This is a genomic window from Labilibacter marinus (genome assembly GCF_001659685.2).
Taxonomy (GTDB): Bacteria; Bacteroidota; Bacteroidia; order Bacteroidales; family Marinilabiliaceae; genus Saccharicrinis; species Saccharicrinis marinus.
In genome coordinates this window covers 18610-38497 of the sequence record NZ_LXYE02000033.1, presented here as the reverse complement: position 1 = coordinate 38497, position 19888 = coordinate 18610, and the positions used below count along the sequence as shown (strand labels likewise).

15 protein-coding genes are annotated in these 19888 nt (G+C 35.2%); 3 read left to right on the top strand and 12 right to left on the bottom strand.

Annotated features, from left to right (window positions below):
• Nucleotides 1-49 precede the first annotated feature (49 nt).
• From A8L32_RS13405 to A8L32_RS13390, 4 genes are all read right to left on the bottom strand, one after another.
• On the bottom strand, nt 50-1690 hold the full coding sequence (locus tag A8L32_RS13405) for a SulP family inorganic anion transporter (protein ID WP_075590736.1): 1641 nt from the start codon (nt 1688-1690) through the stop codon (nt 50-52).
• Between the two features lie 388 nt (nt 1691-2078).
• Nucleotides 2079-2768 carry a TapB family protein gene (locus tag A8L32_RS13400; protein ID WP_075590735.1) on the bottom strand — a complete coding sequence of 230 codons (690 nt, stop codon included), beginning with the start codon at nt 2766-2768 and terminating at the stop codon, nt 2079-2081.
• Between the two features lie 34 nt (nt 2769-2802).
• Nucleotides 2803-3738 carry an adenosylcobinamide-phosphate synthase CbiB gene (gene cbiB, locus A8L32_RS13395; protein ID WP_075590734.1) on the bottom strand — a complete coding sequence of 312 codons (936 nt, stop codon included), beginning with the start codon at nt 3736-3738 and terminating at the stop codon, nt 2803-2805.
• On the bottom strand, nt 3732-4757 hold the full coding sequence (locus A8L32_RS13390; RefSeq protein ID WP_075590733.1) for a pyridoxal phosphate-dependent aminotransferase: 1026 nt from the start codon (nt 4755-4757) through the stop codon (nt 3732-3734). Before A8L32_RS13390 ends, cbiB begins: the two co-directional genes overlap by 7 nt.
• Before the next feature lie 128 nt (nt 4758-4885).
• Here A8L32_RS13390 and A8L32_RS13385 point away from each other — a divergent pair, with 128 nt between their 5' ends.
• On the top strand, nt 4886-6256 hold the full coding sequence (locus tag A8L32_RS13385) for a sensor histidine kinase (RefSeq protein ID WP_075590732.1): 1371 nt from the start codon (nt 4886-4888) through the stop codon (nt 6254-6256).
• Nucleotides 6257-6315: 59 nt separating this feature from the next.
• A complete protein-coding gene (tpx, locus tag A8L32_RS13380) occupies nt 6316-6828 on the top strand; it encodes a thiol peroxidase (RefSeq protein WP_075590731.1) in 513 nt (170 codons plus the stop codon).
• 72 nt (nt 6829-6900) lie between these two features.
• Here the strand turns inward: tpx and A8L32_RS13375 are convergent, their stop codons facing one another.
• The 3 genes from A8L32_RS13375 to A8L32_RS13365 are packed head-to-tail and all read right to left on the bottom strand — an operon-like array spanning nt 6901 to nt 11587.
• A complete protein-coding gene (locus tag A8L32_RS13375) occupies nt 6901-8172 on the bottom strand; it encodes a purine-cytosine permease family protein (RefSeq protein ID WP_075590730.1) in 1272 nt (423 codons plus the stop codon).
• Between the two features lie 16 nt (nt 8173-8188).
• On the bottom strand, nt 8189-9229 hold the full coding sequence (locus A8L32_RS13370; protein WP_075590729.1) for a M29 family metallopeptidase: 1041 nt from the start codon (nt 9227-9229) through the stop codon (nt 8189-8191).
• Between the two features lie 3 nt (nt 9230-9232).
• A complete protein-coding gene (locus A8L32_RS13365) occupies nt 9233-11587 on the bottom strand; it encodes a TonB-dependent receptor (protein WP_075590728.1) in 2355 nt (784 codons plus the stop codon).
• Nucleotides 11588-11854: 267 nt separating this feature from the next.
• On the opposite strand from A8L32_RS13365, the gene A8L32_RS13360 reads away from it, so the two are divergent.
• A complete protein-coding gene (locus tag A8L32_RS13360; protein ID WP_075590727.1) occupies nt 11855-13090 on the top strand; it encodes a hypothetical protein in 1236 nt (411 codons plus the stop codon).
• A 37-nt stretch (nt 13091-13127) separates the two neighbouring features.
• Here the strand turns inward: A8L32_RS13360 and A8L32_RS13355 are convergent, their stop codons facing one another.
• The 5 genes from A8L32_RS13355 to A8L32_RS13335 form a co-directional block, all read right to left on the bottom strand.
• The gene (locus A8L32_RS13355; protein ID WP_158027245.1) at nt 13128-14780 is read right to left on the bottom strand and encodes an acetylxylan esterase; all 1653 of its coding nucleotides are present in this window, start codon (nt 14778-14780) and stop codon (nt 13128-13130) included.
• Nucleotides 14781-14848: 68 nt separating this feature from the next.
• Nucleotides 14849-15595 carry a ThuA domain-containing protein gene (locus A8L32_RS13350; RefSeq protein ID WP_075590725.1) on the bottom strand — a complete coding sequence of 249 codons (747 nt, stop codon included), beginning with the start codon at nt 15593-15595 and terminating at the stop codon, nt 14849-14851.
• Entirely contained in the window at nt 15588-16883 is a 1296-nt protein-coding gene (locus A8L32_RS13345) for a sugar phosphate isomerase/epimerase family protein (protein ID WP_083631328.1), read from the bottom strand. Before A8L32_RS13345 ends, A8L32_RS13350 begins: the two co-directional genes overlap by 8 nt.
• A 304-nt stretch (nt 16884-17187) precedes the next feature.
• Nucleotides 17188-18864 carry a glycoside hydrolase family 43 protein gene (locus A8L32_RS13340; protein WP_198931781.1) on the bottom strand — a complete coding sequence of 559 codons (1677 nt, stop codon included), beginning with the start codon at nt 18862-18864 and terminating at the stop codon, nt 17188-17190.
• Nucleotides 18854-19822: a glycoside hydrolase family 43 protein gene (locus A8L32_RS13335; protein ID WP_075590724.1), complete on the bottom strand. Its 969-nt coding sequence runs from the start codon at nt 19820-19822 to the stop codon at nt 18854-18856. Before A8L32_RS13335 ends, A8L32_RS13340 begins: the two co-directional genes overlap by 11 nt.
• Nucleotides 19823-19888: the final 66 nt, after the last annotated feature.

Sequence of the window (19888 nt, the reverse complement as noted above, 5' to 3'; positions counted from 1 at the left end):
CCTGCTTTAAAAACAAAGCAGGCTTTCTTAGTTATCATTCAATAATGTATTATTCAAACTTAGCAGGGTTAGCTGCTACATAATATCTTGGATCATCAATATCTTTAATAATATTTTTCTCTAAACCAGCATCTGCCTTAACAATAAGCTTAATACAATCTTCACTTAAATGCTTTAGGGTAACATTCTTTTCCACCTTCATATATTTTTCAATTAAGGTAGTAATAGCCTCAACTCCCGAAATATCGGTAACTCTAGATTCTAAGAAGTCTATTTCTATATTGGTAGGGTCAGCTTTAATATCAAACTTTTCGTTAAACTCCTTGGTAGAACCAAAGAAAAGCGGCCCCCATATTTCGTAGATTGCTTTATCTTCTTCTTCAATTCTTCTTTTACGGGCACTAATGCGTTTTGCACTTTGCCAAGAGAATACCAATGCCGAAATAATTACACCTACAAAAACTGCAATAGCTAAATCAAAGATTACCGTTACAGCTGATACAACTATCAATACAACTGCATCTGAAATTGGAATTTTATTCAATATTCGTAAACTTGACCATGCAAAGGTTTCCATCACCATGATAAACATTACTCCAATTAAGGCAGCAATAGGTACCTGCTCAATATATTTATCGGCAAACAGAATAAAAATCAATAAGGTAACTGCCATAGTAACCCCCGAAAGTCTTCCTCTACCACCTGAGTTAATATTAATTACAGTTTGGCCAATCATACCACAACCGCCGGTTCCGCCAAATAAACCACTTAGCATATTACCTGCTCCCTGCGCAATACATTCTTTATTTCCATTTCCTCTGGTCTCGGTTAGTTCATCCACTAGGTTCATGGTCATTAAGGACTCAATTAAACCTACCGATGCAGCTAAAAACGCATAAGGAAGAATAAACTTTAAGGTATCTAAATTAAAAGGAAGGTTAGCCCACAAATCCGTATTAGGCGTTGGAAATTTACCTTTTAAACCATCACCTCCACCTTCTCTGATATAAGAACCAACAGTAGAAACATCTAAATCGGCCACTATAACAACAATAGTTGTAATTAAAATAGCGGTTAATGCAGCTGGCAATTTGGTAGTTAGTTTTGGTAGTAACAAGATAACAGCCATGGTAAATACAACAAGACCAATCATGGTAAATAATTCAGGTCCTGTCATCCATACATCTACGTAGCTTTTTAATCCATCCGCAGCTACTTCTAAATGTTTATGGGTAAACATTTTAATTTGAGCCCAGAAAATAACAATGGCCAAACCATTTACAAAACCAAGCATTACCGGATGTGGTATCAATCGAATAAACTTACCCAATTTAAATACTCCGGATAATATTTGAATTAGCCCCATCAATACCACTGCAGCTAATAAATAGAAGTAACCCATGTTTTCGATAGGCGTATCAAAAGCCATCCCTTTGGCATGTCCTTCTGAAATTAAGTGAACAAAGATAACAGCCACAGCACCAGCGGCTCCTGAAATTAATCCTGGTCTACCTCCAAAAATCGCAGAAATTAATCCAATTATAAACGCACCTGACAATGCCACCAACGGATCTATCCTCGCCACAAAAGCAAATGCTACCACTTCTGGAATCATGGCCAACGAAACAGTCATACCTGCCAGCAAATCATTTTTTGCACTCGCTGTCGTTTTCCTTATTATCTCAAACATATCAACTTAAATTAGTTTCTTCCTGTAAAAAAGCCACAAAAATAGACCTTGTAAACGGGCTGTGCAAACGACAAAGCTCATGCAATCTCTATTATTGTTATAAGCCACCCTCAAAAAACATCTATCTATCTTATTTTCAGAAAACTAACCATCACACATACTCAACTGTTAAAAGGGGTTAAATTACTACTAATCGAAAGTACAGCTCTATTATATCTTATAATTTGGTCATAGGTAAAGTATAATAAGATCATTTTGCAGTTGAATCTTGAGGTTTACGCATAGGTTATCATTCAAATTCAAGTCCAAAACAGTTTGCATTCCATATTATCAAAAAAGGCTATCTATCAAGACAGCCTTTCATTCAGTAATATTTTTTATTCGATAACTATGGTCTCTCCAGCTTAGTTAGCTTGCTCGAGCCCATTAATTTTCCTTTTCGGTAAGTCTCTGTTTTTACTACTCCTACTCCTTCGGCATACCATTCTACACTGCTTATTTTAAAACTCATCATCGATTTTGTAATAATATCTTGACTAATTTTTACGCAATCAAAAGTTCCTGCCTCAGTGGTAACGCTTTCTTTGGCTTCCACTTTTCTGTTTTCAACATTTACCACAAAACTTAAGTTTACAGGAGAATTACCCGATATATCCATTTTTACAGATCCATCCTTCAACTTTTGCCCCACGCTTAAATCAGCCGGAATATCAATTTCGTCCATGGTTACTTTCACATCCATGTCTTTATAGGCTTCCATTTGCTCGCTATTAACAAAGCCACTCATATCTACATAAAACACATTGTCTTTACATTTGTATTTTAAATCGCCATTAAAAAGTTCTTCTCCTTTTTTATCGCAATTACTGTGATGCATTACAAATGAAGTAGTATTTCCACTTTCAGAAACCTTCGTTAATTCTTGTTTATCAATTCCTGTGATTTTGCCCTTTTTATCGTATGAGGTAATTTCTAATTTAGTTCCCTCTTGATAAGGGATGTAGGCTTTACAAGTTTGAGACTGAACAGTAAATACAGTTATAAACATTATGGCAATGCTTGCAATCAAATTCTTCATGATTATTATGTTATTAGTTTAAGATCGATACAAATTATAACAATAAAAACAAAAGTGCAAGTGCTACCATAATTATGCTTGAACCTGCGTTTATCCAACATGTTTTTATCACATCTGCATGAACGATATCTCTGTTATTTTCACCAATAAATGGCTTTTCAACTAATTTACCATGATATACATTGGGGCCTCCAAACCTGCAGTTTAGTATTCCCGCTAAAGCGGATTCTGGATACCCTGCATTGGGGCTAGCATGTTTATGTCCGTATTTAAAAATAAAAGCTAATCCTCTATAACTTAAAGAGATGACAACCATAATTAAGGCCGTTAAACGCGCAGGAATATAATTGGCCACATCATCAATTTTAGCCGCCACCATACCAAATTGTTTGTATTTATCACTTTTATAACCAATCATCGAATCCAATGTATTTATCATTTTATAGGTAAACATTAATGGAAAGCCTCCTATGGCATAATAAAATAAGGGTGCAATAACTCCATCGCTTAAATTCTCCGAAAGGGTTTCAAGTACTGCCGTGTAAATCTGTTGCGGACTAAGCTGAGATGTGTCTCTGCCCACTATGAAACCTACCTGCTTTCGTCCAGCTTCAATGCCTTCTTTTTCTAGCGCATTAATCACCTTTAAACCTTCGTTAATTAGCGTTCTGTTTGCTAAACCGTAGAAAACAAGAATAACACTGGCTATCAGTAGAAACCATTTATCCACACTTAATAATAGATCTTGCAGTCCATAGTATATAACCCAAGTACCACTGATTAATACTAAGCTAACTAATCCTCCTTTTAAAGTCTTGTTGCTTCCTTTATTCCATCTATTTTCGGCGTAAGCAATCAAACAACCAAATCTTTTTATTGGGTGTGGCCAAGAGTAAGGATCGCCAATGATGGCATCTAAAACAAAACCTAATACCAGGGCATAAACAGGTATATATTCTACATCTAACATAAACTCATAAATTCTTGAATGGCTTTTACGCAAGCCTCATTATTTTTATTCCCTTGCACAGCCACTCGAAAATAGTTTTCGTTAAGTCCCTGAAAGTTGGAACAATCCCGAATTAAAAAACCGTGCTCTTTTAGTAAATATTCTTTTAGCTCTGCTGCTGTCTTTCCTTTTATCTGGCACAATAAATAGTTGGTATTAGAACTCCTTACTGTTATTCCTTCGCATTGAGCCAAACCTTCCTGAAACAAACCACTCTCCTCTTTTATTCTAGATAAGTCAATTTTAAATTCATCAAAATGGTCATAAATATAGATACCTGCTTCCAAAGCTAAAGTCGCCACGCTCCAAGGCATTCTATAAGCAGCTATCGTCTCAATCAGCTTTTCAGAAGCCATGATGTAGCCCAAACGCAAACCTGGTATAGAACATAGTTTGGTAACCGATTTCACTACAATAATATTATCATAACTATTAACTAGTTTTAATACACTTTCAAAACCATAACACAATTCGCCATAAGCCTCATCAACCACTATAATAGATTTAGGATTATTGATGAGCATTGCCTCTATTTGGCTCACTTGAAAAACCTTTCCATCCGGGTTATTAGGATTACCTAACCACATTAAGCCCTCCTCAAAAGTAAGTTTCGTAATATCCTGTTGGTTACTAATATGCGTTATTGAATGTTTGTACATCCTAGCTGCATCTTCATACTCAGAAAACGAAGGGGTAATAATCGTGGAGTTACAGGCTTCAAAAGCATGTGCTATTAAATAAAATGCCTCGGTAGCTCCACTAGTTACACATACTTGCTTAGTACGGATGCCGTTATTTTCCGCCAACTTCTTTTGCAAATTAGATGCATCCACAGGCGGGTAATCACATATTTTATCCAGTCCTAATTTTAAGTAATTTAGTAAACCCGAATTTAAAGGTTCATACCAAATATTAGAACTAAAATCTACATTAATATCATAGGAACAATCTATGGTACTATTACCGTGACCATGCAACATAAGTACTATTGTTTAATTTAAGCCCACAAAAGTAGCATTTAAACAATAATTTTTTTCTATTTACTCAAAAATGGTTTATATAATTCCTTTAAAACTTTATATTAGCATCGCGTTTTAATGGGACAAGAATGGCAAGGAAAAAAATATCAAATTTATTTGGGATATTTCTAGATAAGTGGATAGACTTAAAAGTTGGGAGAATAAACTCGGAAGAAATTTTCAAACAGATATTACTTATATGTACTATGTTGGCTTTGGTGTCAACTATTTGCAATATGGCATTGGGTTTGGCCGACATTATGATTAATGCGACTGCTATAATAACAGTTGTATTAGCTTTTTTGTACTATTTATGCAGGTTTAAAAAGCTTTATCGATTTACACTCAATGCATTTATTATTATCCTATTTTTTATATTAAACACCTTATGGATTGTAAATGCAGGAAGCCATGGACCTACTTTATTAATTGTTCAGGCCTTTGTTCCTCTATTCTTGTTTTTTAGCGAAGTAAGAAATCGTACGCTCATCATTTTCCTTTTTTGCGTAAATACAATTATTTTATTTGGCGTGGAATATTTTTATCCCGATTTGATTATGGGATATAATTCAGATTCGGAAAGACTCATTGATGTGTTTATTATCTCCATCATATTTTTTGCTTTTGAGGTTCCTTTGCTCTATTTTACCCAAAAACAGTTTATTGCTGAAAGCATGAAAGCTATTAATTCAGAGAAGGTAAAATCTGCATTTTTGGCCAATATGAGTCACGAAATCAGAACACCGATGAATGCCATTCTTGGTTTTTCTGAATTATTAAGAAGTCCTGATTTAGATGAGAAATCTAAAAATCAGTTTATAGATATTATTAAAGATAATGGCAACGTTTTATTACAACTGCTAACTAACGTAATGGATGCTTCTAAGTTAGAGGCTGGAGTGATTGAGGTCAACTACAAAATGGTAAAAATAAAATCCTTATTCGAGCGTATATATACCACTTTTGTGAATCAGATACCTGCGACAAAATCATTATACTTTACCCATAAAATTCCTAATGAATTAAAAAATCTTGAGTTTTACTCGGATGAATTACTAATATACCAAATCCTATCGAATTTAATAAGTAATGCCATTAAGTTTACCGAAACTGGTTTTATTGAATTAAGCGTGGAAGCAGATAACGCCCAAGAACCTGAATGGATTCAGATAAACGTAGAAGATAGTGGCCCTGGCATTTCGGAAGAAAGTAAAACTGATATCTTTAAAAGGTTTAACCAAGGTAACTTTGAATTAAAAGAGAAAAAAGAAGGCGTTGGCTTGGGACTTGCCATTTGTAACGAATTGGCTACAAAAATAAACGGCGAAATTAATTTAAACTCGGATGGCAAAACAGGAAGTATATTTTCCATTAAACTATATGCCCAACGTCATATTTCGACCGACAACATGGATTCTTTAAGAAATGTTAAATCTGAAGATTTAAAAGTTCGAGTATAAACCTTTTTGCGTAATGCATGTTTACCTCTCAACAAAATTAAATAAACAAAATAGACAAAATGAGTAACTCAAATTCAAATATCACCTTTGCAGGTGGAAAAGTAACCGTTTTAGGAGATGCAGTAAAAGTTGGTGACAAAGCACCTGAATTTACAGCTTTAAGCAATAAATTAGAACCAGTAAACCTATCTGATTTTGACGGAAAAGTTAAAATAATTGTAGTTTACCCTTCTATTGACACAGGTGTTTGTGCTGCACAAAACAGACGTTTTAACGTGGAAGCAAACAACTTAGAAGATGTAGTAGTATTATCTGTATCAGTTGATTTACCTTTTGCGCAGGCTCGTTTTTGTGGAGCTGAAGGGTTAGATAAAATCATCACACTTTCTGACCATAAAGATTTAGACTTTGGTAAAAAGTATGGTTATGTAATTGAAGAACTAAGATTATTAACACGTGGTACTGTAATTATAGACAAAGATAATACTATAAAATATGTAGAGTACGTGCCAGAAATTACAAATGATCCTGATTACGATAAAGCTTTAGAAGTAGCAAAAGGTTTATTGTAAGAGATATCCACCCCAAAAATTAAAAGCCATTTGATGTATTTCAAATGGTTTTTTTATTCTATTTAAATTTCGTCATAACTTATCTTTTGGTGCCGTAAGTAAATACTTATAGTTCATGATTAGATAAAAGGTTCCCCCCAGCAAGAATGAATCAATAAAATAGGCATGCGTTAGTTCAAACACTTCTAGATAAGTGAACACCGTAATAACAGAACTAACTGCCCAGCTTATAAGAGCTGAAGGTTCCCATTTACTCAATTCATCAAGATTATAGTTTTGTTTCTTTATCCAAAAGAAATTAATAATATATATCGCCGAAATAGATGGCGAAAGAATCCCTAGAAAATCTAAAAAATCGAATAAGTAATTAGAAAAACCAAGAAGTGCCACGCCAATCCCCAATAAACCACAAATAATAGTCACTTTTTGATAACCCCAACCTTCTTTTACAGTTGAAAAAGTAAGACTTGTAGAGTATAAGTTTGATGCATTTCCTACCCACGTAGATATAAAAAGGAGTATAAAGGCAGGTAACACTAGGTCAAGGTCTTTCATTATCTTGATTATATCCACCTCACCTGTTTGTATACTCGGGATTGCACTAAATAGCAAGGCTATAGGAAAACCAATAGTAATACCAAGTACAGCAATCATACTCTGACGGTCGTTATACACAAAACGCGAAAAATCGGCCATTAGTACAGGAAAAAGTATAGAAGAGCCAACCAAAACTGAAGTAGCCTTAAACAAACTCATATTAGGCTCGTAAGGCACAAATTCTACTATTTGACTAAATGAAGTAACTGCCATTGATTTATATACCACATAGGCTAAAAATGCAGTTAAAATAGGAACAGAAATATTTGCTAGTTTCTCCAAACTTTTGATACCATAGTTGGTAGTGATAATAATTAAAGTACCCAATATTACAATAACTGGCCATTGCTGAACCTTCCACTGAAGCATCTCCAAAGCAGTATCCTTTACCGCCAGAGACAATAATTCCAATGCCACAGCAAACCAGCCTAGTAAGGTGATTCCGAATATCACATTCATAATTTTCGCACCATAACTACCAAAGCTAAAATGCAAAATCATATAAGTAGATAAGCGAGAACGATGACCAATTATAGTAGTAGCCATACATAATACAGTAAGCACAAGTGTAGAAATTCCGAAAGCCCACATGCTCTTCTTAAAACCAACACCTAACGCTATTTCTGAGCCTAGAAAAAGAATAGGCAAAGTTAATCCCGTTCCTGCTATGATTAAGGCCACCAACCAGCCCGAAGTAAAATCTTTTGGCTGTACTTTTGTTTTGGTATACTGGTTGTTCTCTGACATGAACCTCAATTATAATTTACAAAATCAGCTTCTTAGCTAAAGGTATCAAATCTGTGTGACAGATAACGCCATCATCCATAATCTGAATTTCATCGAAAAAGATACTCACTTTTGTTACAATTCCATCAAAATGAGAAGCTGCTTCCTGCCCATGCGGAGGTAAATCCATGGCGCTGGTATGTCCAAAACCAAAATCAACACCTCCCCATATACGCTCATCTTCTACCAGTTCGCCCGATAACTCGCGAATATTTGGGTTTAAACCCAACATATTGTGCGATATCTTGTACATATTTTCATCCTTAAACGAGCCTAAATAATGATTAAATTTTTCTACACTAGGCTTAGTTCCTTTAACATCAGTAATACTACCGTTTTTCATTTCAAAACTAAGTTGGCTATTGGCGTCCGCATTCTGAAGCATATCAAAAACAATAGTTCCATTCATGCTTCCTACTTTAGGAACAATATTAACAAAACCTGGTGCGGTACCAAATTTAGGTTCCGAATAGTCTCCGTTATCAATGTCAAAAAAGTTATTTAAGTCTATATCGTACGATACATCAGTTCCGTTAGTACTGGTTATTTGAACCGTTTTACAAGCCATAGACATTTCGCGAACTTTACTTAAAAGCTCGCCAAGTAATGGAACGCTGAAGCCTGTAAAAACTCTATTTAAGGATTCGATGGTACTGTCGGCTATAATCAGGTAACGGAGCTTTTTATTCTCCTTCATCGCAATTTCCCATATGTCGGAATAGAGAATTACCATTGAGTTCATTTCTATCCAAACATCTACTTCACGTAAAGCTGCTGTTAATGCTTTTGAAGGCCAATATTTCATTCCTGCCTGACTTTCTTTCTCGGCTCTTGGAATCCACATAAGCAAAGGAATACCTCCACAGGCAAGTGTTGCTGCAGCTAAGGCATTTGCAATGTCTTTATCTGTTCCTGAATCAGCCGTTATAGCAACGGTCTCTCCTTTTTTTATCTGGAACATATCTTCCATGATAATTTTGGAGACCTTTGCTCTTTCCTGATTTGATTTTTGTAACATCCACTAGAATTTTACAGATACACTAGTTCCAAACGATAATGGCTGACCACGCCAAGCCACATCATCAGGACTCCCCACATATTCTCCTGGAGAAAACTCTTGATAATATTGTGTATCAGTTAAGTTTTTACCCCATAAGTTCAAATCCCAGTTTTTATAGGCAAAACCTAATTTGGCGGATAACAAAGAGTAAGCATCGGAAGTGTGTTTAGTTTGATTACTCTCATGCCAATAGGTTTTGCCTGTTCTATCCAGATTCACAAAGCCATTGAATTTAATATCAGATGTAATATCAAACGAAGACTCTAGCCCAACAGTAAAATTATCCACCGGAACAAAAGGTGTTTTATTACCATTATATTGAGTATTATCTGTCTCGTCACCATTTTCACCACCTGCTTTACCTCCTTCTACAATTTTGGCATTGGTTAGTCCATAATTTGCAAATACATCTAAATAATTAGTTATACGAATACGCGACTCAAGCTCGAAGCCTACGATGGTACTTTTTTCGTAATTGTAAATTCCTGATAAGAATGTATTTAAATCAAGGATGTACTGTTGTTGATTACGGAAATCTGTATAAAAGGCAGATCCGTTGAAGATAAAACGATTATCCCATGAAGTGGTTTTAAAACCAAATTCATAGTTATCGGTAATTTCATCTTCGAAATCTCTGTTAAATAAATCGGTAGCTTCAGGGTTAAAGCCTCCTGTTCTGTACCCTCTACCGTAGTTAGCATACAATAAAGCGCTAGGTGCTGCTTGATATGAAATAGATACCTTTGGTTGAAACTCGTTATTATTTCTGGATGGTGCTGTCATGAATAAATAATCATCCTGACTGAACTTATCCATATCGTAACGAAATCCAGCAGAGGCCGTTAATTTTTCTGTCAACTGGTAGTCAACAAAACCAAAAATGGCCATGGTTCTAGTTTCGTTAGTAATATCAGCTACCATATATTCGTATACTTCATCCTCCACTTCATCATATTCTGTACCCCAAGCATAAAAGTCTTCTTTGGTAATCTGGTAAAAAGTTCCTGCACTCCAATCTAGTCTGGCATCACTATTTGTATTACTAAATCTGAATTCCTGATTAAAGATGGAAGTATTTGTTTCTTCACTCTGAGTAAATAAAGGTATATCCAAAAAGTCCAGGTCTCCAAACATGGACTTATCCACCTTATTATATGAAGTAATACTTTGTAGCTTAACATTACCAAAAACATAATCCATCTTCACGTTCCCATAATTATTAATCATATCTGATCTACCTAGCTCATCCGCAACAATTACATTGTTACCCTTTTTTGGGTTAGGATTGAGCGAGCCACCTGGAAAACCTTCGAACCCCGTGGGATTTACAGAATAATAAGCAGCCCCACCCTCAATATTAAAGTGTTGGTAGGTAGCAGATAAAGTAAAATTATCAGTAATATTTGCTTTAATCTGACCTCTAAGGTTAATATCCTTGTTAAAATCCACTTTCTTATTTAAAAACTCATTGGTTAATAAACCGTCAGACTCTTTGTATTGGGATGAAAAACGGTAAAAAACTTTATCTTCTTTAATAGCACCAGACGAAATAAACTGAGCCTGTTTAGCATTACCATTTCCATAGCCTAGCTGTACCTTATTTTTCATGGTATTGGTTGGGTCTTTTGAGTAAACATTAATAGCTCCACCAATGGCATTCTTTCCGTACAATGCACCTTGAGGTCCTTTCACCACTTCAATTAATGCTAAATCGTAAAGTTCTTGACTTAATAAACTCGGATCTGGAATAGTAACGCCGTCAACCACAAAAGCCAAAGGGGCATCTCCACCTCTTACCTGCGGAATTCCACGAACTGTAATAAAATTAAATCCTACTGCCTGCGCTGTATTAAACTTTAAGTTAGGCACTAAGTTTGAAAATGTATTAATATCCGTAATACCAGCATTCTCTATACCATCAGCATTTAATGCAGTTACCGATTCCGGAGTTTTTTGAACAGATTCTGTTCTTTTACGCGCTTTACCTACAACACCAGCAAACCCTCTTACTTTCACTTCTCCGAGTGATTCCATAGCATCCACCAATTCAATGTTGATTTGTGTTTTTCCAGATGCACTTATTTCCTGATCCGTAAATCCGATAAACGAATACACCAGCATTACCTCGCTACCCGATACAGTAATACTATAATTCCCGTTAAAATCGGAAATTTCGCCTATTGTAGTACCTTTAATGATAACCGACGCTCCTGGCAGCGGGTCTCCATGTTTGTCAGTAATTTTACCACTCACACGATGTTGTCCAAACATTTCGGTAGACAACAGCATTAATAATAAAAGGAATACGTTTTTCATCTGTTTAGATTTTAATTTTTATGGTCATAAATGCAACTCCTCAAAAGTATTATTCTCATGTGCTACTTGATTACCAATAGGTATACCTAACAGTAAGTAGGTGAGAACTTTTTTATCATTGCCTTTTCATCATGTGTTTATTACTGTACCAAAAGTAAATATCCATCTGAATTCTATACAAAGTTAAATCGCACAAATTAATTCCTATTCATTTTGCTTACGATTAATATTTTCAATAATTTTAAATCTTATTTTAGGAATATATTTATGCAAGAACAATCTGGAGCTATAGAGTTAACCTCGGAGTATTTTAAAGTACTAATTGACCAGGTTATTGAAACATATAAATCGAAGCATAAGCTACAAAAGCTTCCTAAAATGTTTCAATTATTTGGATATGGAGCATTTGACGAAACGAAACCTAGTATAAAATCCGACTTCGAAAAAATTGGCTCAGATGTTATTAATGGTAAATACTTATACGATAAGTATAGGGATGTTGAAAAAGGTAAGTCCTCTATAAAAATTAATGAGCACTATAAAAACATCATTCTGCTTTACTTGGGTTACAATGACATACAACAATTTATTAACGATAATCCCATATCGGATTACGATATTGACCGACAAAACAGTTTAATTCAGGATAATAAAGAGGATATTAGTTTTTACTATATCAACTACTATTTTGGTGAAGATGATATAATTATTAAAGGAAAAACCATCATCAGTAATAATTGGAAAAGAATTCAACACATATTTCTTTACCCACTGCCTGATGGAACCATTAGAGAACATTACAGTAACGGCACCGTTCATCGCCAGGGTGATACCATTTACATGCGCACCAAAACTATATCTGGAGGAAAAAACCTAGATGGAGCAAGCGAAATCTATTACATCGGACACAAATCGCCGTCGAGCATTAACTATATGGTTGGCACCTATTGCACCTTTGATGTTTATACCAATACCGTAGCAGGCAGAACCATCCTAGAACGTTGCGAGACAAAAGAAATGATGGAGCACCAAGCCCAAAATGAAAAAATTCCTGCATATATTGCTATGGAAGTCCGTGACAAGCGAATTGTAAATAGTAACAATATTGTGGGTAAACATTATTTAGAACTATCACATAATACGCCTTATGCTTCTATATACGGTAAAATCCCTGGTATTTATAAGTTTGTTTTTGGTTTTAAAGATGTTTTTAACGAGGTAATTGAATTTAAGATTCTACCATACAACTATAAAATTATATCACTAACTGAGAATGTTCATATTGAAAAGGATCGCTTTGAAATGATTAACAAAGGTTCTATTCTAAATTTTCGTTTTACTTTTTCAGGAATCATTATTATGGAAAGGGTTAATATTTACGTTAAAACATACTTTTTAAAAGGAGGTAAATCAAAGCAAGAAGGTGTTTTTAGTGGAGTAGATAACGAAAATAGATTAGTTAATGGCGACTTAATGTTGGAATATACCCCACTGGATGAATAGACTCTAGCTAAAGGATTATTAAGATGTTTGTTTTTTCCTAAAAATGAAGTTCCTTTTTCAGAAACGACATAGATTCTTCGTAATATCCAGATTCTCCAATATGGCTATCATTGGGAAAAATGGTATATTTTTTTTCTGCAGACATCTTATTATAAGCCGAAAAACCTAATCGAGAAGGACAGTCATCATCAAATAAGCCAGTAGTATAATATACTGGACAAGTAATCGCTTGACTAAAGAATTTTGTATCGATAAAACTTAGATTTTGTATACTCTGTTCATATGAGCATGAATTGTTATAAAAATCAAGGAATCCTTTTATTTCATCTGCTACGATAGTTCTGGTTTTAATGTGATTATTTAAATCGCATGGGAATGGATCAAAATAGGCACAAGCGTTAACCCTATCATGTGCTAAACCTGCAGTTGCTATAGCCAAGCCTCCTCCTTGGCTACCTCCAAATACACCAATTCTGGTTGTATCCACCATCTTTTGGCTATATAAAAAATCGACAGCCCGTATGCAATCCATGTATATAGATCGATAAGCCAACTCATCTACATTACAAATTTCATGACCGAAAAATCCAGGCGAATTATCAAATGGAAATGCATTTTTACTTATTCCGTGTCCTCTAACACATAAGGCCAGTTCTATTACATTATCCGAATTATTTTTAAAGCCCTTGATATTATTAAAGCCATATCCATACCCGGGTAAGTGCAAAATAGCAGGATATACTCCAGCCTGTTTGGGAGTGAAAAAATACCCCTTGATCTTTTTATCCTGCAATGATTGCATCTCAACTACATATCCATTTTTCTCATCAGAACATAAGCTATCTACTCGCGTAACACTAAAGTTTGGTTCAATTTGAGCTAATTCATCCAAGGCCTGTGACCAATACGCATTAAAACCCACAGGGGCCACATCTATATCTTCAACTTCGGTTGGAGCGATAGTTAGCCACTTTACACCTCCTGTATAACCATTATTATTACAAGTAACAGATATCTCATAAAACCCAGGTAATGACAGAAAATCTGTTAAACAAAAAGTGTTGCTTCCTTCCTTATTAAGCGCTACCTCTTTAGTTAAAAGAAGTTCTGAAAAATCATTTCTTACTTTTATAATGGCATTACCCCTTTCCGCAATATTGCTATTCACCTGAAGAATCACTTCTTCACCTCTGGAATAACAATGATCTTCTTTATTTAAACTAAGCTGAAGTTCTGAAGTTTTTTTTCCGTTTTGTGGAAATAAGCTTACCTGATTATGACTAAAACCACCTGTATATGACAGCGATGAAAATTGAATGGTAATCGTATTTACTTGATCTACATTTAACTGCTCAGCCGAAATTGAAAAAGTATTTATAGGGTATTTAGGCTTTTTAGACCATTGGAAATGATTCACAATATCACCTCCAATTTTGTTTCCATTAATAAGGATATTTTCAATATCCATTCGTAAACTTACCTCCAACGTATAGCTCGAATCTTGATGAGCAGGTGGAATTTTAAAACTTGTTGAAATTGCCCCTTTACAATTGATATATCCAACTCCTTGTCTTTCCCATGATCTAAGAAGAGATACATCTTTTGAAATAGCATTTTTTTCAAATTTAACAGTCCATTGTAATGGAATTAAATTTTGAGCACTCGAATGAAACGAGATAAAACCAAGCATGATTATAACCCAATAAACAAGGGGAAAACGTTTAAATAAAATCATTTCGCAAATAGTATAATTCGGTATTATTTTTCATTTAATGTCCAATATATGGCACCTAATATATGCTTTAAAAAATTGTTATTTTTATATACTTCAGGTTTATGACCTAGAGATGTATAAAAAACTCTTCCTCCCTCATACTCATGATACCATGCTATAGGATGTTCATCTCCCATTCCACTAAGCGGAATATCATCATAACCTGCCGAATAATCGTAAGATGTTTCATCCACGGTTAAAACCACGTTAAGCTTATCTACTTCTATTTTTTCAAAATTATACCATTCATCGCTCCAAAGCCACTTTTGAGGTAAGTGTAAAACTGAAGGATGAGTACCTTCCTTTACCTCTACAAGAGCTGTTTGAAATTTTGGATGGTTTGTAAAAACGCCGCCAATTAATCCATCAAACCATTCGTTTCTTATTTTTGCAGCAGAGGCGGCATGTATTCCTACAAAACCACCCCCTCGATTTACAAAACGTTTTAAGGCTTGTATTTGAGCACTATCTAACACATCTGTATTCGCATTTACAAATACCACAATATCATATTCGGGTAACTTAGTTTCTAGTTCTTTGGGTAATTGTGTCCAATCAAAATGAAATTGATTTTCTTCCGACATCTTTTCAAAAGCCTGAACAGCTGCAGGAATACATTCAGAATGCCATTCGTCATGATGTGTAAATAGCAATAATTTAAATTGATCTTGTGCGCACATATCTACTAATGAGAAAATAATAAAAACAACAATCAATAAAGCTTTATTCATCTTTTAAACTATTATAGTACAAATACTCCCATGCCAAATTGATACTGTATATAGGAGGATAATTATAATCTTCCACCTCTGCAATTACATGTTTAAGTCCTGCTATTTTGCTGAAAATAAATATCGTATCAAAATCTATTTTCCCACTTCTACCTAATTCTTGAAAATCCTTTACATGCCAACTAATAAATCTATTGGGGTATTTTTTGAAGTAAAAAATTGGATTGGCGCCACCTATGTGCATCCAGTAAAAATCAGGTTGGAAGAATACCCATTGGGGATTGGTATTTTGGAGGTAATAATCATAAATGATAACATCTTCCACCTCTAAAAATTCATCACTATGATTATGATACACGAAGTTGATTCCATTTTCGGCACATAGCTCCCCAACCTTATTATAATAATCGCAATACTCCAGTAACTCAGCTTTTGTTTTAACTTGCTTCAATTGATGATTCGATGTTGAAATGTAACTTACTCCTGCTTTTTTATGATCTATGATACACTTGTTCCACCAATTTAAAGCCTCATCCCATTTGTCCTTACTCGGTTTATCATAAAAGGTCATGGAACCTATAAATTTCATCCCTACTTTTTCTACTTCTTGCTTAAATTCGGCAGGGCTCATACCATAAAAAAGACCCTTGTCGTATACAAAAGTCTCCACGTAGCTAAATCCCATCCTACTTAATTGTTCTAAGGTTTTTAATGGAGCTATTTCTATTGCCTCTTTCACAGATACTAACTGAATACCTATATTTTTATCTTTCGGATTTTGCTTGATATACCTGGTCTTCCATATACTCTTATTATCAGTATTAAAACCTTCTACAACAACATCGGTTTGACTCATAAAATTAAAAACGACACTTATTGTCTTATTACCCTTTAAGTCAGAATCTTGCATATGCCATTCTGATGGAGAAATAAAGCCGCCTTTACCTGTAAAGAATTCTCCCTTTGCATTGTGCCCAGAGGCAAAAATCTTCTGACTTAGAATATCATAACCAATTAATTCCTGTAAAATGGGTTGATACAAATCATCCTTAAATTGCAGTACTTCTACGTTTAAAGAATGATGATTAAAGTTAGATGTATTAATCATCTTAAGATGCGGAATGGGTGCTATAGAATCGGTATTAGGATGAATGGTACTCACCCAATGACCAGCGTATTGATGCAAACAATCTTTTTGAGTGGAGATACTATATTCTTGCGCAAATAATTCACAAGGTTTAAGAAATGTAGCAAGTAAAACAAAGGTAATCAGTATATAATAACGCATGGTTTTTAATTATAATTTGAGTTTCTATACAGTAAGCAAAAGCCTAATGGTATATTATATTCCCCAAGTAAGAATTACGTTTTTGCTATACCACTAGAACTTCCACTTATACTATTTAATTTTCACCACAGACTTTTATTAGTGTTAGTCTTTCACAAGTACCCAACAAAATCTTTATGCTTATATAATGCAGAACCTTGTCTTCAAGCCAGACAGGCTTTTACTTTCTTCCTTCAGTCGAGTAAACAAAAAAGACCGCCGCTGGCATAAAATGACTTCATGGGTTCACGCTAAATAACCCTCTCTATTTACCCGAATATTCAAACCACTCAAAAGCAGCCTGATTACCCAAATCTCCAAAGGCATACATGCCAAAATAAGCGCCTACAAAACCGCCAGCGGTACGTGTACTCAGAAAAGTAGCATCCATATTAGCAGCAATAGAAACCCATTCTCCATCAATCGTACTATAATCAAAATCGTATGAATTACCACGAGCTGTTATACGCAATTGAATGGAGCCGTCAAAGTCTTCGTCTGCAATGGGCATTTCAGCCAATACTTCTTCTGTTTTGACGAACCGAACAATATCTTGTCCTTCTGATTTAGAAACGAGTAAGCCATAAAAGTGATTTTCATTCTGAAAAACCGTTAATCCTGCTGCTTCTTTTGGATTTTGCGCTTGAAAATTCAGACTAACCGTTGATGAACAAAAAGCGTGTTGCTGTCGCCGACCGATGAAAGAAGGATTCCCAGCTTCGGTTAATGGCACTGGGCGACATTCAATCACCAACTTTTCATTTTCTAATTCATACCAATCATCCGTCGGAACGCGCAAAAAATTCCAAATTAACGAAAGCGTATCCTTTTCGAAGTTATCCCTTACTGTAAATGCTCCATTCAAAGCTTGATAACCTTCAGGTGCATATTCGTCCAACATAGGCTTAGGATATTCACGTTTTAACGCCTTATCTTTTTCGCCGATAATTGGCCAACCTAAAGTCCAATCAACTGGTGCCATAAATGTTTCTCGACCTGTATTGAAATAATTTTCATTCGATGGATCATAAGGCTGACAACCAAGAAAAACAGCCCACCAGTTACCATTAGGTAATTCCACTAGGTCCGCATGACCTGTACAAGTTATTGGGTGTGGACGATCTACAGGAAGGGTACTTTGTGTTAAAATGGGATTACCTGAAAATGACTGCCAAGGCCCCCAAACGGATTTACTTTTAAATACTACTTGCGAATGATCTTCAGCAGTTCCTCCCTCTGCAGCACACAGAAAATAACTACCCTCTTTTTTATAAATATGAGGACCTTCAATCCATATTGGCTTTTTGCCAATATCAGATCCGCCATCAACGATAATCTTTCGTTCTCCAACAAGTTTATTTGCATTCAAATCAAACTGCTGAATCCAAATAGCACGATGACCTTCATATAATGGTTCGTTATTAGGAGCTGGTCCATTATTAACAATGTAACAACTATCATTATCATCAAAAAAAATAGACGGATCTATCCCATCAATTTCAGGAAGCCATACCGGATCCGACCAAGGGCCTGAGGGATCTTTTGCTGTGACAAAGAAATTACCATTTTTCCCGACTAAAGTTGTTATAAGGTAAAATGTACCCTTATTATACCTTATTGTTGGCGCAAAAATTCCTTGAGAAACACCTAAACCTTCCAAATCAATTTGAGACGGACGGTTGAGAACATGCCCAATTTGTTTCCAATTGGTCAGATCGCGACTATGAAAAACTGGGATACCAGGAAAGTAACTAAAGGTAGAATTTACCATATAAAAATCATCACCAACCCTGCATATGCTAGGGTCGGGATAAAACCCAGGCAGTACTGGGTTATGAATTACTTCTTGCGAGTTCCCTTCTTTATTTCCACAGGCAACAACACTGAATACAATACAGGCAAGGAATAAATATTGAATGAAAGTTCTTCTGTTATTCTTCACCTTCTATCGTTTTAATGGTTCCATCCTCGTTGTATTCCAACTCTACCACTTTCATGCTGCGTAACCATGTTTTACCTCCCGAAGGAACACAATCGTGATGAAACAAATACCACTTTCCTTGAAATTCGGCAATGGAATGATGGGTCGTCCAACCAACTACAGGTGTTAATATCACCCCTTGATATACAAATGGCCCATAAGGACTATCGCTTGTGGCATAACACAGCAAATGTGTGTTTCCTGTTGAATAAGAAAAGTAATACTTATCCTTGTATTTATGCATCCATGAAGCTTCAAAGAATCTTCGATCATGATCTCCTGCTAAAAGAGGTTTGCCTTCCTCATCAATAATTTCCAACTGTTTAGGTTCTTCGGCAAACTCCAACATATCATCGCTTAACTTTGCCACTATAGGGTTTAGAGCAGGCTCGCTATCTGCTGGTTCAGCACCACACTCAATGGCTTTGTTATTTCGATAGCGCTGCAACTGTCCTCCCCAAATACCGCCAAAATAGATCAAGTAATCACCATTATCATCCTTAAAAACACATGGGTCGATGCTATAACTACCACGCATTGGATGAGTAAGAGGAACAAATGGCCCTTCTGGCGTATCACTTTCTGCAACACCTATATGAAAAACATCATTATAATCCTTCGCCGAGAAATATAAATAATATTTACCATTCTTTTCTGCCACATCAGAATCCCACATTTGACGGCTTGCCCATGGTACATCCTCCACATCTAATATCACTCCATGATCTGTAATTTCCCCATCTATAGTATCCATAGAATAAGAGTGATAATCGCGCATATTAAAATGATCACCATTATCATTTTCAGGAACTCCCGACTCAAAATCATGAGAAGGATAGATGAATAATTTATCATTAAAAACGTGAGCTGAAGGATCAGCTGTAAATAAATCTTTAACTAAATATTTGGCTTTTTTCATCTGTTTAAATTTTATTTTTCAATGGTCAGATGGAACTCCCAAATAAATTTAATCATCCTCCTGTGT